This is a genomic window from Bacillus sp. XT-4 (genome assembly GCF_050864245.1).
Taxonomy (GTDB): domain Bacteria; phylum Bacillota; class Bacilli; order Bacillales; family Bacillaceae; genus Bacillus; species Bacillus altitudinis.
Genome location: NZ_JBPAFI010000002.1, coordinates 218,858 through 240,074 on the forward strand (window position 1 = coordinate 218,858; position 21,217 = coordinate 240,074).

The following is a 21,217-nucleotide window of genomic DNA, read 5'->3' on the forward strand; positions in this document are numbered from 1 at the left end:
TCACCCCTGACGTATTTCCACAATGGTGCCGTCTTTCACGACGATGACATTGTCTTGCATTTTGTCATCCCATTTATCACCTATTTTTACTTCAATCAGCGCATCCACTTCTGTTTCTTTCATTTCACTGCCAAGAGGCAAGATATGAAGCTGCTCGACTTGAAAATCAATTTGCCTCATTTTCTCTTGTCTTTTTTCAATGGCTTTTTGAAATTGAGGGATGGCTTCTTGCTGATGTGGTTCTTTTTCATGCTTTTTTAGTTGAAAATATAGTTGATTGCACTCACGTTCTAGTCTTTCTTTTTTCTCCAAAAAAGTCGTTAACAGTTTGTCCTTACTGCTTTCAGTTAATACTTGCATGACGGTGACATGTTGAATGATCTGCATCTTCCTTTTTGTCCCCCTATCCGAAGGCATTTGTCCTCTACAGTATAACGAAAAATAGATTTAAACGTGTAAAAAAAGGGGAGGTCCTAAGCCCTCTCCCTTTTTAGTCAGCAATCTCAAGTTGAACTTTCTTAGAAGACTCTGCACTTGCTGCAAACATGACTGTTCGTATCGCTTTAGCTGTACGTCCCTGCTTACCGATCACTTTTCCGGTATCTTCAGCATTGACAGACAGTGTGTAAATGACCTGCTCATCTTTTTCTAATGAAGATACGTGAATATCTTCAGGGAAATCAACAAGTGGCTCGACGATGGACACAATCAATTCTTCCAAGGACAGCTCATTCATTATTTGCTGTTTTTCGCATTATGAAATTTTTCAAGAATTCCTTGGCTTGAGAAAAGGTTACGAACTGTATCAGATGGTTTCGCACCATTTTGAAGCCATTTAAGCGCTAATTCTTCGTTGATTTTCACCTCAGCTGGTGATACCACTGGGTTGTAAGTTCCAACTGTTTCGATGAAACGACCGTCACGTGGTGAACGAGAATCTGCTACAACAATACGATAGAAAGGAGATTTTTTTGCTCCCATACGTTTTAAACGAATTTTTACTGCCATTTTACTAGCACCTCCGAAAATATTTCAACAAGATAGTATATTAACAATGATAAAAGGGTTTGTAAAGTGTTTTTTCTTAACAACGGTTTTATCATGTATAACCAATTACATAAATGGTAATTTAAAGCCGCCTTTTTTCTTTCCTTTGGACATATTGGTCATTTGCTTCATCATCTTTTTCATTTCGTCAAATTGTTTTAAAAGGCGATTGACTTCCTGTACAGATGTTCCGCTTCCTTTTGCAATCCGTTTTCTGCGGCTTGCATTGATGACCTCTGGCTGTTCTTTTTCTTCGGTCGTCATTGATTTAATGATCGCTTCGATGTGATTGAGCTGCTTTTCGTCTACTTGGACGTTTTTGAGCCCTTTCATTTTACCGGCTCCCGGCATCATTTGGATCAGTTCATCAAGTGGACCCATGTTGCGAACCTGCCCAAGCTGCTCGAGGAAATCATCGAGCGTGAAGCTCATTGTCCGCATTTTTTGTTCAAGCTCTTTCGCTTTATCTTGGTCAACGTTTGCTTGTGCTTTTTCAATAAGCGTGAGCACATCTCCCATGCCAAGAATTCTCGATGCCATACGCTCTGGATGGAATGGTTCAATTGCATCAAGCTTTTCACCTAGTGCGGCGAATTTAATCGGCGTATTTGTGACTGCACGAATTGAAAGTGCTGCCCCGCCTCGCGTATCACCGTCTAGTTTTGTCAGAACGACACCTGTTAAACCAAGCTGTTCATTAAAGCTTTTTGCGACATTGACAGCATCTTGACCAGTCATCGAGTCAACAACGAGGAAAATCTCTTCTGGATTTGCGACTTCTTTTACTTTCTGAAGTTCATCCATTAAGTCTTCATCAATATGAAGACGTCCTGCTGTATCTAAAATGACATAATCATGATGTTCTTCTTTCGCTTTTTCAATTGCCTGTTTGGCAATTTCGACAGGACTAACTTGATCACCTAATGAGAATACGGGCATATCAAGCTGTTTCCCAAGCGTTTGAAGCTGCTGGATCGCTGCTGGTCTGTAAATATCAGCGGCCACCATCATCGGCTTGCGATTATGTTTTTTGCGAAGTAAGTTGGCAAGCTTTCCAGTTGTGGTCGTTTTACCTGCCCCTTGAAGACCAACCATCATAATGACAGTTGGAGATTTTTTCGCTACAGCGATTTTACTCTCTTCCCCGCCCATTAATTCAGTGAGTTCTTCTTTTACAACTTTAATGACCTGTTGTCCTGGGGTAAGACTTTGCATGACCTCTTGTCCAACTGCCCGCTCGCTTACTTTTTTCACAAAGTCTTTGACTACTTTAAAATTGACGTCAGCTTCAAGAAGGGCAAGGCGTACCTCGCGCATCATTTCTTTTACATCTTGCTCTGACACTTTTCCTTTGCCGCGGATTTTTGAAATCGTCTGCTGCAGTCGGTCGGCTAATCCTTCAAATGCCATACTGTGCCGCCTCCTAATCTAATTTCTCAAGCGATTCAATTAAAGCTTCTGCTTCTTCCTTTTGCGCGGAATCTGCTACAAGCTCTCTCATTTTTGTGAGAAGTTCTTTACGCTCTTTAAATTTCTTAAACAAGAGCAGCTTTTCTTCATATTGTTCAAGCATCGCTTCAGTCCGTTTAATATTATCATAAACAGCCTGTCTTGATACTTCATATTCATCCGCAATTTCACCGAGGGAAAAATCGTCTAGGTAGTAAAGCGACATGTAGCTCTTTTGTTTTGCGGTCAACAACGATTGATAGAAATCAAACAAGTAGTTCATTCTCGTTGTCTTTTCAAGCGTCATGGGCTCTCTCCCCTTTGTTAAGTTCATTCCCTTTACAACAACTAAGTTTACACGGTTCTGATCTATGTGTCAAGTTTTTATCTTGTCACTTCCTGCGGCGATATATAAATAAAAATGCCGGCAATTTTGCCGGCATCCCCAGATTGTTGACAAAGGGCTAAAATGAACTTGATTTTAGCACTTTGTCTTCTTTTCAGCGTGATAGAAAACCTTTGAAGTCTAGGAAGGACGAGTACTGGCGCGGAGCGAATGTCACATTCGTGAGCACCAGCACGCAGGACTGACAAAGAATGCGAGGGTTTGTCTACACGCTGAATGCCGGCAGTTTTGTCGGCATCTTGATTAGTCTTCTTGATCAATGATGTCTGAGAATAATCCGTACACATACGATTCAGCATCGAACTCTTGCAGATCGTCTACTTTTTCACCTAGTCCGACAAGTTTTACAGGGATGTTGAGCTCATTGCGAATGGCAAGAACAATCCCGCCTTTTGCAGTACCGTCAAGCTTTGTTAAAGCGATACCTGTCACGTTTGTTGCTTTAGAAAATTCCTTCGCTTGCGCCATCGCATTTTGACCCGTTGTCGCATCAAGGGCAAGCAGTACTTCGTGCGGTGCATCGGGCACTTCGCGTTCAATGACTCTCTTGACCTTCTCTAGCTCTTTCATCAAGTTGACTTTGTTTTGCAGTCTGCCTGCTGTATCACAGATCAGGACATCTGCTTTTTTGGCTTTAGCTGATTGAACGGCATCATAGATGACCGCTGCCGGGTCAGAGCCTGCTGTTTGTTTAACGACAGGAACACCAGAGCGCTCGCCCCATACTTCAAGCTGCTCAATCGCCCCCGCACGGAACGTATCACCTGCTGCTAAAATGACGGATTTCCCTTCATTTTTTAGCTTGTTTGCCAGCTTACCAATGGTTGTGGTTTTACCGACACCGTTCACGCCTACAAATAAAATGATATTTAAACGGCCGTCTTCAATGTTCAGTTCAGAGATTTGTTCCTCACCACTATTGTAAATCTCCACGAGTTTTTCAGAGATGACTGCTTGTACTTCACTTGGGTCTTGAATGTTTCTTAATTTCACTTCTTTTTTCAGCTCATCAATCAGTTCCATCACAGTCGTGAAACCGACATCCGCACCGATTAACACTTCTTCTAGTTCTTCAAAAAAGTCTTCATCCACTTTACGATAGCGAGAAATGAGTTCATTTACTTTTCCCTGAAACGAATTTCTCGTTTTTTCAAGTCCATCTTTAAACTTTTCTGATACTGAATCGGTTTGCTGCGTAAATTTTTCTTTTAATTTCTTAAAAAAGCTCATGGGTTCAAAAACCTCCTTTAATTACTGGACAAGCTCTTTCGTTTCCTCTAGTTTGACAGATACCAGTTTTGAGACACCTGACTCCTGCATCGTGACACCGTACAGAACATCTGCTTCTTCCATGGTTCCTTTTCGGTGTGTAATCACAATGAACTGTGTTTCTTGACTGTATTTCTTTAAATACTGGGCAAAGCGGAACACATTCGCTTCATCAAGCGCTGCTTCTACCTCATCTAGCACACAGAATGGAACTGGTCTCACTTTTAAGATCGAGAATAATAAAGCAATGGCTGTTAATGCTCTTTCTCCGCCTGAAAGCAGGCTTAGATTTTGCAGCTTTTTCCCCGGCGGCTGCGCCACAATATCGACGCCTGAGTTTAGTAAATCGTTTGGATCTGTCAACTTAAGGTCTGCTCTTCCTCCGCCAAATAATGCTTGGAAAACAGATTCAAAATGCCTGCGGATTTGAGAGAATGTCTCAGAGAAACGTTTCGTCATCTCCTGATCCATTTCTTCAATGACTTGGAATAACGTATTTTTCGCTTCTGTCAGATCATTGCGCTGTTCAGTTAAGAAGAGAAAACGTTCATTCACACGTTCATACTCGTCAATACTGCCTAAGTTCACTGTTCCAAGCTCTTCAATGGCTAGTTTGATCAATTTCACGCGTTTTCTTGCTTCATCCGGCGATAGCGTCAGATGATACATTTCTTTTGCTCCTTCAAACGAAAGGGCATACTCTTCGTTTAAGTAGGCGATGAGGTTATCAAGTTCAACTTCCATGCGGCCAAGCTTGATTTCTTCATCTTTTAAGCTTGTCGTGAGCTGTTTATACAGGCGGTTTTGCTCTTTCAGTTCACGTTCTGCGAATTCTAATGTTTCAGAAAGAGCCAGGCGCTGTTTGCGTCGCTCTGAGATAAGCGCTGTCGTTTTGTTTTTATGTTCCAGTTTCTCTTTTGCCGCTTCTTCCAGTTGTTCGGCGCCGCTTGAGCTGGATGACATTTCACTTGTTAAGAGGGACAAATCTTCTTTTGTTTCCGTCAGCGTCTTTTCAGCCTCTTCTAATTCAGCCGTTAAGCTCGATAGTTTTTCTTGTTCATTTGCTAAAGACTGCTCTTTTTTGGCAAGCGAGATTTTCAGCTCTGTTAATTCGGAAGAAATGGTTTCTTTCGTTGAGCTTTGGGTCTGCTTCCGTTTTGTTAACGTGTTGATCTCTTCGTCAAGAGAGGTCAGTTTCTCACCTATAGATGTTTCAAGGGCTGCCTGCTCTTTGTCCTTGATCGCAAGTTCGCTAGAGCGCTGCTGCAACTCTTCTTTTTCTTGATCATAGAGCTCTAGATGAGCGTTAATATTTTTTTCAGCTACTTGCAGTTCATATAATGTCCCTTTTAACTCTTGCTGCTTTTCTCGAAGCATTTCGCCGCGCTGACGCAGTTCATTTAATTGGACTTCGCTTTCGGCAATCGATTGCTTCGTTTCTTTTGTTTCTTTTTCAAGGATCGTTGTTTTTTCTTCCATTTCAACGAGTTGCTTTGTTAACGTTTCAATCTCTCGGTTTCTGGAGAGGAGGGAATTGTTCTTTTTCTTTACGCCTCCCCCAGTCATTGAACCGCCTGGGTTCACCACGTCCCCATCAAGGGTCACGATACGATAACGATGTCCAAGCATTTTCGCTAGCTCATTGGCACCTTTTAAGTCTTTCACGATTAGGACTGTTCCAAGCAAATTCCGAATGACTTTTTCATACTTTTCGTCAAAGGAAACGAGCTGACTCGCTACGCCGATAAATGCGTCATGCTGCTCAGCTGTTTGAATATCTCTGAACTGAATGGTTCGTTCTTTGATGACGTTCATCGGCAGGAAGGTCGCACGCCCAAAGGAATGCTGCTTTAAATATCCAATGGCCTGTCTGGCAGCCGCTTCATTTTCAGTAACGACATGCTGCGTGGCTGCGCCAAGTGCAATTTCAATCGCTGTTTCATGTTGCTGCTCTGTTTGAATCAGCTCTGCAATCGCCCCGTGAATACCGCCTAACCGGTCCTTTGCCTTTAAAACCTCTTTTACTCCTTGGAAAAAACCTGAGAAGTCTTCCTGCATCGATTCAAGCATTTCTTTTTTAGATTTTGCCTGCTGTACATATTGATAGGCTTGGTAAAGAGCCGTTTCTTTTTTCTCGTATTGACGCTTCATCTGCTCTAGCTTTTGTTCCGCTTCTCTAAAGCGTTTCACCTGAGCCAAAATGTCTTCTTCTCGTTCTGAAAGTTGCTGCTCGGCTTCTGTTTTCTTTTCCTTCACAGACACCCGTTCTTCGATATGTTTCTGATTATTTTGCGTTAACCGCTCTAGCTGCAAGGCTGCTTGGCGCTGCTGCTCTTCTAGTAATTTACGTTCGTTTCGGATAGAAGCTTGCTCGTTTAATAGGTCAAAATAATCGCTTTTCAGCTGTTCAATTTGCCCTTCCACATCTTCACTATGAAGAGACAGCTGATGCTGTTTTGTTTTCACTTCATCTTTTAGCTGCTGCACTTCTGTTTGCAGGCTGTCACGTGTGACTTTCTGCTGTTCAATCTTTTCCGTTAACAACGCCTGTTTTTCGGTTAAACGCACGAGCGTGTCTTCTAGCTGCCCTTGGTTAGCGGCCGCATTTTTTTTCCGTTCTTTTAGAACTTCTTTTTTCCCTTCAAGCTTTTCTAGTTCTTCACTTGTGAAAAGGAGGACTTCTTGGAGGTCATGAATCGAATCGTCAAGCGCCTGAATACGGTCTCTCGATTCTTCGATTTTGGCTTCCTTCGCTTGAATATCTGTGGACTGCTTCATTTCATCTTGTTTGAACCGCTCGACAGCTTCACCAAGTGTTGTCCATTTTTTGTGTAGTGCTTCAATATCATGGACGGTGAGAGCAATTTCTACATTTTCAAGTTCTTCTTTCTTTTGCAGATAGTCTTTTGCAATAGATGCCTGCATTCTTAGTGGTTCTACTTGATCTTCTAGTTCATGCAGAATATCTTCTACCCGGTTTAAGTTGTCCTGCGTTTCAAACAGTTTATTCTCGGCTTTTTTCTTTCTTGTTTTATATTTCAGGACACCCGCTGCTTCTTCAAAGATGCTACGTCTTTCTTCAGCTTTACTCGATAGAATCTCTTCTACCTTACCTTGGCTGATGATCGAAAAAGCTTCTTTTCCAAGACCTGAATCCATGAAAAGATCAATAATATCCTTTAAGCGGACAGATTGATTGTTAATGAGAAATTCACTTTCTCCAGAACGATAGACTCTTCTTGTCACACTGACTTCGTGAAAATCGATCGGCAAAAAGTGATCTTCGTTATCGAGCGTTAATGTCACTTCTGCTAAGTTGACTCGTTTTCTTGAGTCACTTCCTGCAAAAATGATGTCTTCCATTTTTCCTCCGCGGAGGCTTTTTGCTGATTGCTCTCCAAGTACCCAGCGGATCGCATCAGTAATATTACTTTTGCCGCTTCCGTTTGGTCCAACAACAGCTGTAACCCCTTTGACAAAGTCTACAGTCACCCGCTGTGCGAAAGATTTGAATCCTATCACGTCTAAACGTTTGAGGAACATGAGAGTGATCCTCCTTATGTATTTAAAGTACTATTATCTTACCATATGAACTGAAAAAAGATGATGGAAAACAGAGTGAAATCCCCCTGAATCACGAGGGGGATTTTATTGGTTCATATGATGTTTCTGTAATTTAGCAAGTGCTTCCTGTGCAGCATGCTGTTCGGCTTCTTTTTTTGAACGGCCATTTCCAATCCCGAGCACTTCTCCTCTAAGGGATACATTGGCTTCAAATTCCCGGTTATGTGCTGGACCTTTTTCATGCAGGATTCGGTATTCAAGTACACCTTTTCCATCTCGCTGAACAAATTCTTGAAGCTGGCTTTTAAAGTCCATGACATGTGAGAATGCCCCGTCATTAATTTTCGGGTATACATAGGCTTCTAGGAATCGTTCAACAGGCTCAAGTCCTTGATCTAAATAAAGCGCTCCGATAAACGCCTCAAATACGTCTGCTAAGAGTGCTGGGCGTTTTCTGCCGCCTGTCATTTCTTCCCCTTTTCCTAAAAGAACAAGGTCTCCAAAGGACAGCTCATGTGCTAATGACACAAGTGATGGCTCACATACGATCGCCGCTCTCAGTTTTGTTAAATCTCCCTCGCTCATGGCTGGGTACTTTGCAAATAAGAACTGTGAGATCGTCAACTCTAAAACAGCGTCCCCTAAAAATTCAAGTCTTTCATTATCCTCATAAGGTTTTTTACGATGCTCATTCACATAAGAGGAATGTGTAAAGGCTTGATAGAGTAGTTTTTCATTTTTAAAGTGTACAGAAATGCGCTGCTGAAATTCTCTGAATTGCTCTAGTTTTTTGCTCTGTTTCTGTTTGTCTTTATAGTGTTTTGGCATAGCAACCTCCAGGTAGGCGTTATCGCCTTTAAGGATACTGATTATATGGAGTCTCTCTTTCTACATGCAAGGAAACCGTGCTCCTTAGCATCTGAAAAAGGCTGACAATTGATCAGCTGAATATGTTGAAACTAACATAAATTTTCAAAGTCCCGCCATGAAAATAGACGGGACTTTGTTACGCTTATTGCTGGCTATTTATGTAGTTCACAGCGTCACCGACTGTTGCAATTTTTTCAGCATCTTCGTCAGAAATTTCCATATCGAACTCATCTTCAAGTTCCATAACTAGCTCAACTACATCAAGGGAATCAGCGCCTAAATCTTCTTTAAATGAAGCCTCCATTTTCACGTCAGCCTCATCAACGCCAAGGCGGTCTACAATAATTTTTGATACACGCTCTAATACGTCTGCCATTGCCTTTCACCTCCCCTCAAAGTATTATAGTTGATTCGTTTTTAAAAAACTAGAGAAAACGTAACGAAATTTTGATATTTCTTAGGACATAACCATTCCGCCATCCACTTGGATGGTTTGGCCTGTAATATAACCTGCTCCTTCTGAAGCTAAAAAGACAACAACGTTGCTTATATCTTCAGGCGCACCAAAGCGTGCGAGCGGGATTTGCTTAAGCATTTCTGTTTGAACATTCTCATCAAGCTTGTCAGTCATATCAGTAGAAATAAAGCCTGGTGCTACGGCATTGACTGTAATATGACGGCTTGCCAGCTCTTTCGCTGTTGTTTTCGTTAAACCGATCACACCAGCTTTTGCTGCAACATAGTTTGCTTGTCCAGGGTTTCCACAAACGCCGACAACAGATGCTACATTGATGATTCTTCCGCTGCGCTGTTTCATCATTTGACGTGTCACAGCTTTTGTACAGTTGAAGACACCTTTTAAGTTTATGTTAATGACATCATCCCATTCATTTTCTTTCATTCTCATGAGCAGGTTGTCCTTTGTAATTCCAGCATTATTCACAAGAATGTCGATTGAACCAAATGTATCAACGGTTTGTTTCATTAATGCCTGTACATCTTCTGCATTTGACACATCCGCTTTGACAGCAAAAGCCTGCTGGCCAAGTGCTTTGATCTCATCGACGACTTCATTTGCTTTTGCTTCGTTGCCTGAATAGTTCACCACAACATTGGCACCTTTTTTCGCCAAATCGATCGCAATCGAACGGCCAATACCGCGTGATGCACCTGTGACAACGGCTGTTTTATTTGTAAGCATCAAGAATCCCCCTTGAGTGTTTGAATTGCTGCTTCAATTGTTTCTTGATCTGATACGGAAATGGTCGTCAGGCGGCGATTGACTTTTTTCACAAGACCTGAGAGCACTTTACCAGGACCAATTTCAATAAATGTTGTCACGCCTAAGTCAATCAGGCGTTCTACACTTTCTTCAAATCGAACAGGAGAATACAATTGTTCAATCAGCTTCGTTTCAATTTCATTACGTGATGTCACGATGTCTGCTGTTACGTTTGAAATCACTGGCGTCGCGGCATCAGAAATGTCTAATTTAGATAATACATCTGTGAATTTTTCAGCTGCTGGTTTCATTAATGCAGAATGGAAAGGTCCACTCACTTCAAGTGGAATTGCACGTTTTGCGCCCTTTTCTTTCGCTTTCTCTGATGCAAGTTCCACACCTTTTGCTGTACCAGAGATGACGATTTGGCCCGGACAGTTTAAGTTCGCAAGTTCTACAAGATGACCGCTTTCTGTCACTTCTCTTGTCACTTCTACAAGCGCCGCTTGGTCTAAGCCAAGAATCGCCGCCATTGCGCCTTCTCCTGCTGGAACGGCTTCATTCATTAATTCGCCACGCTTTCTCACTGCGAAAACGGCATCTTTAAACGAAAGAGCTCCCGCTGCAACAAGGGCTGTATATTCACCCAGACTGTGCCCTGCTGCATAATCTGCTTTGATTCCGCTCTCTTCAAATTTCTTTAAGATCGCGATGCTTGTCGTTAAAAGAGCTGGCTGTGCATTATATGTCAGCGTCAGTTCTTTTGCATCTCCTTCAAAAATCATTGAAGATAAATCAAAATCAAGGGTCTGATCTGCTTCTTCAAACACAGCTTTAGATGCTGCTTCTTGGTCAAATAAATCTTTTCCCATGCCAATTTTTTGAGAGCCTTGGCCTGGGAATAAAAAAGCAATTTTACTCATGCTGCTCTACCTCCATTACGACTCATTCGTGTCTTCTTTTTGAACTTCTTGATGAATGATAGCTGAAACGTCTTTTATAACGATATCGCGCGCCTGACGAATGGCATGAAAAATCGCATTTTCATCAGAGGAACCATGCGCTTTAATAACGGGTGCTTTTAAACCAAATAATGCGGCACCACCATATTCGGAGTAATCCATTTTAGATTTCATCTGCATTAATTTTGGCTTCATCATACCTGCTGCTATTTTAGCTGTGAAGCTGGATGTTAAGGTTTCTTTCAGCATCTTAAAAACAGAAAGGGCTGTGCCTTCGATCGTTTTAAGGGCGATATTCCCCGTGAAACCATCTGTGACAACGACATCAGCTACACCTTCTAATAAGTCACGCGATTCTACATTTCCTACGAAATTCAAATCTGATGCTTTTAATAATTCAAAGGTTTTTTTCGTTAAATCGTTGCCTTTTTTATCTTCTGTCCCGACATTTAAAAGTCCAACGCGTGGATTGCTCTTCGGGAAGACATGCTCTGCGTAAATAGATCCCATCATGGCATATTGCACAAGATGCTCTGGCTTTGCATCAACGTTTGCACCGACATCCAATAATAAGAACCCGCTACCATCAAGTGTTGGCAACGTCGGAGCAAGTGCTGGTCTGTCAATGCCATCAATTCTGCCTACGATAAACAGGCCTGCTGTCATGAGTGCCCCAGTATTTCCAGCTGAAATACAGGCATCTGCTCTTCCTTCTGAAACTTCCTGCGCCATTTTCACCATAGAAGAATCTTTTTTACGTCTCACTGCACGCACTGGTTCATCCGTTGGTTCAATGACTTCTTTTGCATCTAAGATCGTGATGCGTTCATGATTTGTTATGTATGATTTGATCTTGCTTTCATCGCCGACAAGTGTAATCTCGATATCTGAAAATGCTTCTAAGCTTTTTTTCACACCGTCAATAATGGCTTTAGGGGCATGATCTCCCCCCATTGCATCGACTGCAATTCTCATGTTATGTGCCACCTTTTACTTTTGTTTTGAGCGATACATGACGAAATCGCCTGAGAAGACAACTTCCTCACCTACATAGCTGTTTACTTCAACTACGGTTCTGCCTTTTTCTTTATCATGTGAGGCAACTTTGGCTTTTGAGACGACTCTTTCGCCTTGTTTGACCTGCCTTGTAAACTTAATATTTGCTTTTGCTGTCAAAGCCAGTTCATCGTCGATGACGGCTACTGCCAGCGAATTTGCCTGGGCAAAAAGATGATGTCCCCTGGCAATTTGGTTACGGCTGAATACATGCTCTTTTCTCACTTCAAAAATGGAAATCGCTTGATCATCAAGCTCTACATCAATCATTTCTCCAATGACTTCATCCAGCGGAAGAGACTTCACTTCATCCTCTAATGTCTTTTCGGCCACGTGCTTAATTCTTTCGCGTAATTCAGGGATTGACAGCTCCAAACGGTCAAGACGAACTGTTTGAATGCTTACACCGAATTTACTTGCCAATTCTTCATCAGTAATGAACGGAGTCGAGCTGATCGTTTGCTGGAGAAGCCTTTGTCGTTCTTTTTTATTTAGTTTCATATGCAGACACCATCCGTACATTTATGACTAGGTACTAATAGTAGTATATAATCTCATAGATGATAAATCAATCCTTGTTTCAAAAAGACAAGAAAATTCCTCCAGCACTTGATCAGCTCAATTTATCTCCGCCAAGCACACCGCTGTCTACGAGTGTTTGCCTAAGTTCTTTGTATTCAGGGTCTGTCCAAAAGGCTTCAGACTGCACGAGCTCTGCCGCATCTTTTCTAGCGGTTTCAAGCGCTCTATAGTCATGAACCATATCTGCCACTTTAAATTCAGGCATTCCGCTTTGTTTCTTGCCAAAGAAGTCGCCAGGGCCTCTTAGTTCTAAGTCCTTTTCAGACAGTTCAAAGCCATCCGTTGTTTCAGACATGATCCGCATGCGCTCTTTACCGGTCTCTGATTTAGGGTCCGCCATTAAAATACAAAAAGATTGATGCTCTCCGCGTCCGACCCGGCCTCTTAACTGATGAAGCTGTGACAGTCCAAAGCGGTCCGCATCATAAATGACCATGATGGTCGCATTTGGCACGTTGACGCCAACTTCAACAACTGTCGTTGACACAAGGATTTGTACTTCATTGGAAGTGAAATCTCTCATCACTTGATCTTTTTCATCACTTGCGAGTTTCCCATGCATTAAGCCGATCGACCATTTTCCGCGATACGCCTCTGTCAGCATGCTGTGAACATCTATCGCATTTTGGACATCCAGTTTGTCTGATTCTTCTATAAGTGGACAAATAATATACGCTTGTCTGCCTTTTCTCAGCTCTTTATCAACAAAAGCAAGAATCCTTTCAAGCATGTCATGCTTCACCCAATACGTTTCAATCTGCTTTCGGCCGGCTGGCAGCTCATCAATGACTGAGACGTCCATTTCTCCAAATACTGTGATGGCAAGCGTTCTTGGAATCGGCGTTGCGGTCATAAACAAAACATCTGGGTCCTGCCCTTTGCTTCGCAGTTTTTTCCGCTGTTCCACGCCGAACCTGTGCTGTTCATCTGTAATAACAAGACCAAGCTGCTGAAATTCCACTTCGTCCTGGATAAGGGCATGCGTGCCGACTAAAATATCAATATCTCCCTCTTTCAGACGTTCAAGCAGTTCTCTGCGGCGCTTTCCTTTCACTGAACTCGTCAAAAGAGCAATATTTAGCCCCCATTTTTCAACTAGCTGATACAGTGAATCAGCATGTTGTTCAGCCAAAATTTCAGTTGGCACCATCAGCGCACCTTGAAAGCCGGATAAATGAGCGGCATAAAGGGCAATTGCCGCTACAGCTGTTTTCCCCGATCCAACATCTCCTTGAAGAAGCCGGTTCATTCGGTACGGGGATGCCATATCTGCCATAATTTCATCCAGCACTCTTGATTGTGCTTTTGTCAGTGGGAACGGCAGGCTATGAACAAACTCAAAGACCGCCTCTTTTGCGAACGGATGCTGGATGCCTGATGTTTTTTCTCGTTCTTTTTTTCTGATCGCTTGCATCTTCAGTTGAAAGATGAGAAATTCCTCGTACACGAAGCGTCGTCTTGCATGCTTGAGCGAGTCTCTCGTTTCAGGGAGATGAATGGTTTTTAGTGCTTCTTGATAAGACATGAGTTTATAAGCAGCTACAAGCTGCTTTGGCAGTGGATCTTCAGCATGGTCTACATAGAGTGACAACGCTTGTTTTACAAATCGTCTCATCATCTTCACGGTTACATTTTCTTTGACTGAATAAACAGGTTCTATACTGCCATCTTGTTCGTGTGTTCCTTTTTTAAATTCCTGCACCATAATGGATTGCCGGTTTTTATCCCACTTCCCTGTGACGGATACCGTATCGCCTAAAACAAGACTTCGTTTTAAATAAGGGCGATTGAAGCATATGGCTGTAATCAAAAAACGACCGACAAGCAGCCTGAATGTCAGCCTGCTTCGTTTTTTTCCATAATAGGTGAGAACGGGCTCACTGTGCACTTTTCCTTCAACTGTGACACGTTCGTCATGTCTGACTTCTTCTAAATTGCGAAGCTCATAGTCGTCATATCGATAAGGAAAGTAGCCGAGTAAATCGGCTACTGTGTAGATTCCAAGTTCATTTAGTGTTTTTTCTGTTTCTTCTCCAATCCCTTTGAGGGCAGAGATCTTATCTTGCAATTTCTGTATCACGAGATGAGGTCACACCTCCGAAAATCTTCTTTTCAAGCTCCCTTGCTGTCGGTGTTGCAGCAAGTCCGCCTTGTGCAGTCTCACGAAGAGCGGTTGGCATCGTTTGACCAATTTTGTACATCGCATCAATGACTTCATCACAAGGGATACGGCTTGTAATGCCGGCAAGTGCCATATCTGCTGCAATCATCGCATTAGAAGCGCCCATTGCGTTTCGTTTCACACATGGCACTTCCACAAGTCCTGCGACTGGATCGCAAACAAGACCCAGCATATTTTTTAAGGTGATGGCCATGGCTTCAGCGGATTGCTGCGGCGTACCGCCTGCCATTTCTACAATGGCTGCTGCTGCCATACCTGATGCAGATCCTACTTCTGCCTGACAGCCGCCTGCTGCACCAGAGATACTTGCGTTATTGGCGACAACAAAACCAAATGCACCAGATGTAAATAGGAACCTGACCATTTGTTCCTTTGTTGGCTTTAATGTTTCTTTCACCGCAAAGAGCGTTCCTGGCACAACACCTGCTGAGCCAGCAGTAGGCGTTGCACAGATCGTTCCCATTGCTGCATTCACTTCATTTGTTGCCACTGCCTTACTCACGGCATCTAAAATGGTATGACCAGACAATGTTTTGCCTGATGCGATATATGCTTGAAGTTTCACAGCATCCCCGCCTGTTAAACCAGATAATGATTTCACACCTTTCAGTCCGTTTTCAACGGCCTGTTCCATCACTTCTAGGTTGCGGTACATCTGCGAGAAAATGTCTTCACGTGACTTCCCTGTCACTTCCATTTCTTGAGTAATCATAATTTCTGAAATGGAGGTATTCCGTTCTTCTGTTAGCTGCACGAGTTCTTTGACGTTTTTAAACATCATACATAACCTCCTTGTTGTTACTCTGCAATTTGTGTGACTTGAATAATGTTTGGCAGCGTCTCAAGCTCTGTTAAAACCGCTGGATCAATATTCTGATCCACTTCAATCGTCATGAGTGCTTCTTGCCCGACCTCTTTACGTGCCACTTCCATATGACCAATGTTGATGGCGAATTTCGCTAACACATTGGCAACTGCTGCAATCGTCCCGTAGCGGTCGTTATGAACCACAAGAATGGCCGGATGATTCCCTGAGAGTCTCAGTTCAAAGCCATTTAATTCTGTGATTTCAATTTTACCTCCGCCAATGGAAATCCCGATTAATTCAAGGCTTCCATTCGCATCTGAAATTTCTACTTTTGCTGTATTTGGATGCGCTGGCACCGCATCTTCTTCTTTAAACTCAATGTCGATTTCTTTGCTTTTTGCAATATCAATCGCTGTTTTAATTCGTTCATCAAATGTATCAAAATCAAGAACACCGCCGATAATGGCTACATCTGTCCCGTGTCCTTTATACGTATCTTTAAAAGAGCCATAAAACGACACAACAATTCGTTTCGGTTCCCTTCCGAACAAGCTGCGAGCCACTCTTCCAATACGAGCCGCACCCGCCGTGTGCGAACTTGATGGACCAATCATGACGGGTCCAATAATATCAAACACACTTCTAAATTTCATAGGTCTTCCCCTCTCATCACCAATCACAGATTGGTTTGTTACTCCCTTTAGACTAATGGATTCATTCGATTCCCGCAACTCATTTCACGAATGAACACATAGTAAAAAAATGCAAAAGAAGAAGAAGGGCTTCATGTGCCCTTCTTTCTTTATTCAACAGCCAAAATATATGAATAAAGCGGCTGTTTTCCATCGTGGACTTCAACTTCTACATCTTCAAATGTGTCTTCAATATATGCTTCTAAAGCTTCCATCTCATCAGATGATGCATCTTCCCCTTTGATGATTGTGACAATCTCATCATCTTCTGTCACCATTTGGGTCAAAAGCTCTTTTGCTGCATCTAATTGATTTTTAGCTGTTAAGGTGATTTTTCCATTGTATAGGCCCATATAGTCGCCTTTGGCAATGTCGATCCCATCAATTTGGGTATCTCTCACTGCAAAGGTAATTTGGCCGCTTTTCACATGATCAATCGCTTCTAACATCGCTGCTTCATTGTCTTCATTTGAAGCTGCTTCATTGAGAGAAAGAAGTGCCGACATTCCTTGAGGAACGGTCTTTGTCGGAATAACAACGACCTCACGACTTGAGACAGTTGCCGCCTGTTTAGCTGCCATGACAATATTAGAATTATTAGGTAAGATAAAGACGGTTTCGGCATGAATGCTATCAATTGCTTTGACAATGTCTTCTGTGCTCGGATTCATCGTCTGTCCGCCTTCAATGACGACGGATGCTCCGATACTTTTAAACAAGTCAGCAATCCCTTCTCCCATTGCGACACTCACTACTCCAAAACGCTGTTTTTCAGCAGCTGTTGCTTTTGGTGTAGCAGGCGAGTGATCTTTTTCTTCATTGACGATCGAGCTATGCTGCTCTCTCATGTTTTCAATTTTCATATTAATTAAGCTGCCATAGCGCTGTGCATATGATAAGACATCTCCTGGCTGCTCTGCATGAATATGAACTTTTGCAAGCGTATCATCAGATACCACAAGAAGTGAATCTCCGAATTCGCTTAATTCTTCTCTGAAGGCATTTTCGTCAAAGGACTGTTTGTCTTCTTCGAATTTCACCATAAATTCTGTACAATAGCCAAATTCAATATCTTCTGTGTTCATATGGCTTTGTGCACTTTTATGATGCTCTGCACTCACTAATTCTTTTAATGTTGGCAAAGAGGCCGTTTTAGGAGGAAGCTCTTCTCCTCTTAATGAAGCAAGGAAACCTTCATATACACAAAGAAGCCCTTTACCGCCGCTATCTACAACGCCGACTTCTTTTAAAACAGGAAGGAGATCTGGCGTGCGGTCAAGTGATGCTCTTGCTTCCTCAATCGTTAATTCAAGCACACGATCGATTTGGTCTTCTGTTGCTGAAACAGCAACCGCTTTCTTTGCAGCGTCTTTTGCAACCGTTAAGATGGTTCCTTCAATCGGTTTCATGACGGCTTTATATGCTGTATCAACGCCGGCCTGCAAGGCAAGCGCAAATTCTTTTGCGTCAATTGTTTCTTTTTGTTCTATATTTTTGCTGAAACCTCTGAAGAGCTGAGACAGGATCACACCTGAGTTTCCTCTTGCCCCCATTAACAGCCCTTTCGACAGAGCCACCCCGACCTTACCAATGTGATCTGTATTTGTTTCTTCAACTGCTTTTGCCCCTGAAGTCATTGACAAATTCATATTTGTCCCCGTGTCTCCGTCTGGCACTGGAAAAACATTTAACGCATCAACAATTTGTGCGTTTTGAGAAAGATGGTGAGCACCTGCAAGAATCATTTTTGCAAATGAGCGGCCACCCAGATTTCTAATAGACAATATATTTCCTCCTTACTACGGGTTCGTAACTTTTACTCCTTGTACATAAATGTTGACTGAGTCAACTGAAAGTCCAATCGTGTGATGAATCGTATATTTGACTTTCGTTTGAACATTATGTGCGACTTCTGATATTTTTGTACCGTAGCTGACGATGATGTACATATCAATATGAATGCGATCTTCTTTTTGACGCACAAGAACACCCCGGCTGAAGTTCTCTTTGCGGAGAATATCCGTCAAGCCGTCCTTTATTTGATTTTTGGACGCCATGCCAACAATACCATAGCAATCGATCGCAGCGCCTCCTGCCACCATTGCAATGACTTCATTTGATATATCAATTTGTCCGTATTTCGTTCTAAGTTCAATGGACACATTGGTTCCCCCTTTTTGAGAAATTGCCCTGAGTTATCACTATTTTACTATAAGACCCTTCTTTTTAAAAGAAATCATTCAATCCGACCCAATCCTACTTATACTATAGCCTTGATTTTTTATCAAGATGTCAAGGTATTTTTCTTGAAAGAGGAGCAAACAATCCTTGCAAACCCCTTGAAGCTGTGGTAAATTATTAAAGTATCTTGAGGCATCTCTAAGTACGTATATGAAGAATATGATGATGTTTTCGCAGTTAGGAGGGAAACAAATGGCACGTAAATGCGTTATTACAGGCAGAAAAACAAAAGCTGGGAACAACCGTTCTCACGCAATGAACTCTACAAAACGTACATGGGGCGCGAACCTTCAAAAAGTTCGTATTCTAGTGGACGGTAAGCCTAAAAGAGTATATGTATCAGCTCGAGCTTTGAAATCTGGTAAAGTTGAGCGTGTATAAGCAAGAGTAAACGCCTGCTACATTTAACTGTAGCAGGCGTTTTTATGTGGAAATAAAGGAGATTACTCATTAATCTTTCTTAAATGAACCAAGCATCGCACGGACAATGCCGCCAAGAAATCTAGGCAGTTTGATTGTATAAAATTTCATTTTGTCCCCCTCCTAAAAGTACCGCTTGCAGCACAATTGAGCTTAATCAGCCATCCACATTGATAGGTTGGTCAATCTTTGCTTCTTACCATTATTAATATGCCTTCATGAAAAGAAAAAGTACCATTTGAGTGGATGAGTTCGTTACTAATACATAGTGTGGAACCAGGCTCAATATGACAATTTTTCAGAGGATATTTGAAACCTTTTAATGTCAGCTTTTCAACCGATGTACCGAAGGGCAAAAACGACACATATTTTTTATCCGGGTCTTGTTTGATTTCGTATGTACCAGGTCCAAACATTTGAATAATATTTTGTTTATCTACAAGGTTCATGCTCTGTTTGTGCTGAATGCCTTTATAAAGGAGATGGATATTCCCAAGAAAATGATCTGCTCTTCCGCCTGTGATGCCGTAAATTTGAATATGGGCTGGATTCTGACGCAAAGACCAGTTCAGCGCAAGTTCTAAATCCGTTTCATCTTTCTCTGCCTGAAATAGATTGAGTGCAGGCAATTTCTTTTTCAGTTCATGAAGCTCCTCTTCTGTCACACTATCAAAATCACCAAATGCTCTGTCAGGTACAATGCCATGCTCTAGTAAGAAAAGGGTTCCCCGGTCTACGCCGATCCAGAGAATGTCCTCCTCAGATGCTTCATGATCAAGCGGCGGGATGTACACAAAAGGACCGCCGGCCACGATATGTATGTGCATGATTACGCTCCTCTCCATTGAAAAAGAACCAAAGATCACAATGACTTTGGTTCTTTTTGTTATGCTTCTCGAATGGCCTGAATGGCCGCCGTGCGGTCTTCTTTCCCATATACCGCTGAGCCGGCAACAAGTAGATTAGCGCCTGCTTCTTTGCAGCTCTTTGCTGTCTCTACATTGACACCGCCATCTATTTCAATGAGTAAATCAGTTAAGCCTTTTTGTTCACTAAGTGTCTTTACTTCTTTTACCTTTGAGAGAACAGCAGGAATAAACGCCTGTCCGCCAAAACCAGGGTTCACCGTCATGAATAAGACGAGGTCAACATCCTCTAATACATGCGCGATTTGAGAAACGGGTGTGTGCGGGTTTAAAACAACCCCTGCTTTGACACCTTGTTCTTTTATATGCTGAATCGTGCGATGTAAGTGTGGACACGCCTCGACATGAACAGAAATAATATCAGCGCCCGCTTTTGCAAATGCAGGGATATACTGGTCTGGCTGCTCAATCATTAAGTGAACATCGAGCGGCAGCTTTGTATGCGGCCTGATCGCCTCCACTACATTTGGTCCAAATGTCATATTCGGTACAAAATGACCGTCCATCACATCAATATGAATATAATCCGCTCCACCTTGTTCCACATCACGGATATCTTTCGCAAGATTGGCAAAATCGGCTGATAAAATGGATGGGGCAATATAAACCATGATTTAGTACCTCGGCTTTCTGTCTTTAATTTCAGTTAAAAACTCTAAATAATGCTGATAGCGATACTCTCTGATGCGATCGTGTTCTACTGCCTCTTTTACTGCACATCCAGGCTCTTTTACGTGCAAACAGCCCCTGAATTTACATTCTGCACTCTTCTCTCTGATTTCTAAGAAATAGAGCCCTAAATCTTCCGCTTCGATACCTGTAAATTCAAGCGAGCTAAATCCTGGTGTATCGGCAATGAGCCCTTCAGCCGTTCGAATGAGTTCCACATGTCTTGTTGTATGTTTCCCCCTGCCAAGATGGGAGGAAATATCATTTGTTTTCAGTGCTAAATCAGGACTCATCGCATTTAAGAGGGAAGACTTCCCTACACCCGATTGACCTGCAAAAACAGTAATCTTGTGATGGAAATACGGGGTCAGCTTTTCAATTCCATCCCCTTCGATTGTCGATGTTAAATGAACGTCGTATCCAATTTGGCGATAGTCTTCTGCATAGGCTTGAATCGTTTCTCGCTCTTGCTCTGTTTTCAGCAAGTCCATTTTTGTGATGCAGATAATCGGTTCAATCTGGCTCTCTTCAACAAGCACTAGGAATCTGTCTAACAGCGATGTACTAAAGGTCGGCTCTGCTGCTGAGAAAACGAGCACCGCTTGATCAACGTTGCTAATAGGCGGCCGAATCAGCTCATTGGTCCGCTCTTTTACTTCCAGCAAATAGCCTTCCTTATCGTTATCTGCTTGATAGACGACATAATCTCCAACAAGAGGGGTTATTTTGTTTTTACGAAAAATCCCTCTTGCTCTACACTGAATTACTTTGCCACTTTCTAAAGACTCATCCAGCACATAATAAAATCCGCTTAATGCTTTAATAATTTTGCCCTCAGGCATAAAGTCCCTC

23 protein-coding genes are annotated in these 21,217 nt (G+C 42.3%); 1 reads left to right on the forward strand and 22 read right to left on the reverse strand.

Features of this window, described 5'->3' with window-relative positions; genetic code table 11:
- The 18 genes from ACRRMM_RS06325 to ACRRMM_RS06410 form a co-directional block, all read right to left on the reverse strand.
- Positions 1-387, reverse strand: coding sequence for a YlqD family protein (locus tag ACRRMM_RS06325; protein ID WP_008344839.1), 387 nt, complete (start codon positions 385-387; stop codon positions 1-3).
- 103 nt (positions 388-490) lie between these two features.
- Entirely contained in the window at positions 491-736 is a 246-nt protein-coding gene (locus ACRRMM_RS06330; protein WP_012009937.1) for a KH domain-containing protein, read from the reverse strand.
- Positions 736-1,008 carry a 30S ribosomal protein S16 gene (rpsP, locus tag ACRRMM_RS06335; RefSeq protein ID WP_008344841.1) on the reverse strand — a complete coding sequence of 91 codons (273 nt, stop codon included), beginning with the start codon at positions 1,006-1,008 and terminating at the stop codon, positions 736-738. The genes ACRRMM_RS06330 and rpsP overlap by 1 nt, the downstream gene beginning before the upstream one ends.
- Before the next feature lie 105 nt (positions 1,009-1,113).
- Positions 1,114-2,457 carry a signal recognition particle protein gene (gene ffh / locus ACRRMM_RS06340; protein WP_008344842.1) on the reverse strand — a complete coding sequence of 448 codons (1,344 nt, stop codon included), beginning with the start codon at positions 2,455-2,457 and terminating at the stop codon, positions 1,114-1,116.
- Between the two features lie 13 nt (positions 2,458-2,470).
- Complete coding sequence (locus tag ACRRMM_RS06345; RefSeq protein ID WP_008344844.1) at positions 2,471-2,803, reverse strand: putative DNA-binding protein; 333 nt, start codon at positions 2,801-2,803, stop codon at positions 2,471-2,473.
- A 342-nt stretch (positions 2,804-3,145) separates the two neighbouring features.
- A complete protein-coding gene (gene ftsY, locus ACRRMM_RS06350) occupies positions 3,146-4,132 on the reverse strand; it encodes a signal recognition particle-docking protein FtsY (protein ID WP_007499644.1) in 987 nt (328 codons plus the stop codon).
- A gap of 21 nt (positions 4,133-4,153) precedes the next feature.
- The gene (smc, locus tag ACRRMM_RS06355) at positions 4,154-7,714 is read right to left on the reverse strand and encodes a chromosome segregation protein SMC (RefSeq protein WP_428828931.1); all 3,561 of its coding nucleotides are present in this window, start codon (positions 7,712-7,714) and stop codon (positions 4,154-4,156) included.
- Between the two features lie 105 nt (positions 7,715-7,819).
- Positions 7,820-8,563, reverse strand: coding sequence for a ribonuclease III (rnc, locus tag ACRRMM_RS06360; protein WP_017367233.1), 744 nt, complete (start codon positions 8,561-8,563; stop codon positions 7,820-7,822).
- Positions 8,564-8,747: 184 nt separating this feature from the next.
- A complete protein-coding gene (gene acpP / locus ACRRMM_RS06365; RefSeq protein WP_003212028.1) occupies positions 8,748-8,981 on the reverse strand; it encodes an acyl carrier protein in 234 nt (77 codons plus the stop codon).
- Positions 8,982-9,062: 81 nt separating this feature from the next.
- Positions 9,063-9,806, reverse strand: a complete 744-nt coding sequence (gene fabG, locus ACRRMM_RS06370) for a 3-oxoacyl-[acyl-carrier-protein] reductase (protein WP_039166716.1) — start codon at positions 9,804-9,806, stop codon at positions 9,063-9,065.
- The gene (fabD, locus tag ACRRMM_RS06375) at positions 9,806-10,750 is read right to left on the reverse strand and encodes an ACP S-malonyltransferase (protein ID WP_050827258.1); all 945 of its coding nucleotides are present in this window, start codon (positions 10,748-10,750) and stop codon (positions 9,806-9,808) included. The genes fabG and fabD overlap by 1 nt, the downstream gene beginning before the upstream one ends.
- Positions 10,751-10,765: 15 nt before the next feature.
- Positions 10,766-11,764: a phosphate acyltransferase PlsX gene (gene plsX / locus ACRRMM_RS06380; protein WP_098680344.1), complete on the reverse strand. Its 999-nt coding sequence runs from the start codon at positions 11,762-11,764 to the stop codon at positions 10,766-10,768.
- A gap of 15 nt (positions 11,765-11,779) precedes the next feature.
- The gene (gene fapR, locus ACRRMM_RS06385; protein WP_008344859.1) at positions 11,780-12,346 is read right to left on the reverse strand and encodes a transcription factor FapR; all 567 of its coding nucleotides are present in this window, start codon (positions 12,344-12,346) and stop codon (positions 11,780-11,782) included.
- Positions 12,347-12,458: 112 nt separating this feature from the next.
- On the reverse strand, positions 12,459-14,507 hold the full coding sequence (gene recG / locus ACRRMM_RS06390; RefSeq protein ID WP_048002835.1) for an ATP-dependent DNA helicase RecG: 2,049 nt from the start codon (positions 14,505-14,507) through the stop codon (positions 12,459-12,461).
- Entirely contained in the window at positions 14,485-15,387 is a 903-nt protein-coding gene (sdaAA, locus tag ACRRMM_RS06395; protein ID WP_024720342.1) for an L-serine ammonia-lyase, iron-sulfur-dependent, subunit alpha, read from the reverse strand. The genes recG and sdaAA overlap by 23 nt, the downstream gene beginning before the upstream one ends.
- 20 nt (positions 15,388-15,407) lie before the next feature.
- On the reverse strand, positions 15,408-16,070 hold the full coding sequence (gene sdaAB / locus ACRRMM_RS06400; RefSeq protein WP_008344864.1) for an L-serine ammonia-lyase, iron-sulfur-dependent subunit beta: 663 nt from the start codon (positions 16,068-16,070) through the stop codon (positions 15,408-15,410).
- Positions 16,071-16,219: 149 nt separating this feature from the next.
- Positions 16,220-17,893 carry a DAK2 domain-containing protein gene (locus tag ACRRMM_RS06405; RefSeq protein WP_008344868.1) on the reverse strand — a complete coding sequence of 558 codons (1,674 nt, stop codon included), beginning with the start codon at positions 17,891-17,893 and terminating at the stop codon, positions 16,220-16,222.
- Positions 17,894-17,908: 15 nt separating this feature from the next.
- A complete protein-coding gene (locus ACRRMM_RS06410) occupies positions 17,909-18,271 on the reverse strand; it encodes an Asp23/Gls24 family envelope stress response protein (RefSeq protein ID WP_008344871.1) in 363 nt (120 codons plus the stop codon).
- 271 nt (positions 18,272-18,542) lie between these two features.
- Here ACRRMM_RS06410 and rpmB point away from each other — a divergent pair, with 271 nt between their 5' ends.
- Positions 18,543-18,731, forward strand: coding sequence for a 50S ribosomal protein L28 (gene rpmB, locus ACRRMM_RS06415; protein ID WP_003212514.1), 189 nt, complete (start codon positions 18,543-18,545; stop codon positions 18,729-18,731).
- A 69-nt stretch (positions 18,732-18,800) separates the two neighbouring features.
- On the opposite strand, the gene spoVM is transcribed toward rpmB, so the two are convergent.
- From spoVM to rsgA, 4 genes are all read right to left on the reverse strand, one after another.
- Positions 18,801-18,881, reverse strand: coding sequence for a stage V sporulation protein SpoVM (gene spoVM, locus ACRRMM_RS06420; protein WP_008354550.1), 81 nt, complete (start codon positions 18,879-18,881; stop codon positions 18,801-18,803).
- Between the two features lie 71 nt (positions 18,882-18,952).
- On the reverse strand, positions 18,953-19,597 hold the full coding sequence (locus tag ACRRMM_RS06425) for a thiamine diphosphokinase (protein WP_050827256.1): 645 nt from the start codon (positions 19,595-19,597) through the stop codon (positions 18,953-18,955).
- A gap of 59 nt (positions 19,598-19,656) precedes the next feature.
- Positions 19,657-20,307, reverse strand: a complete 651-nt coding sequence (rpe, locus tag ACRRMM_RS06430) for a ribulose-phosphate 3-epimerase (RefSeq protein ID WP_050827255.1) — start codon at positions 20,305-20,307, stop codon at positions 19,657-19,659.
- 3 nt (positions 20,308-20,310) lie between these two features.
- A complete protein-coding gene (rsgA, locus tag ACRRMM_RS06435) occupies positions 20,311-21,207 on the reverse strand; it encodes a ribosome small subunit-dependent GTPase A (protein ID WP_041090545.1) in 897 nt (298 codons plus the stop codon).
- Between the last annotated feature and the right edge of the window lie 10 nt (positions 21,208-21,217).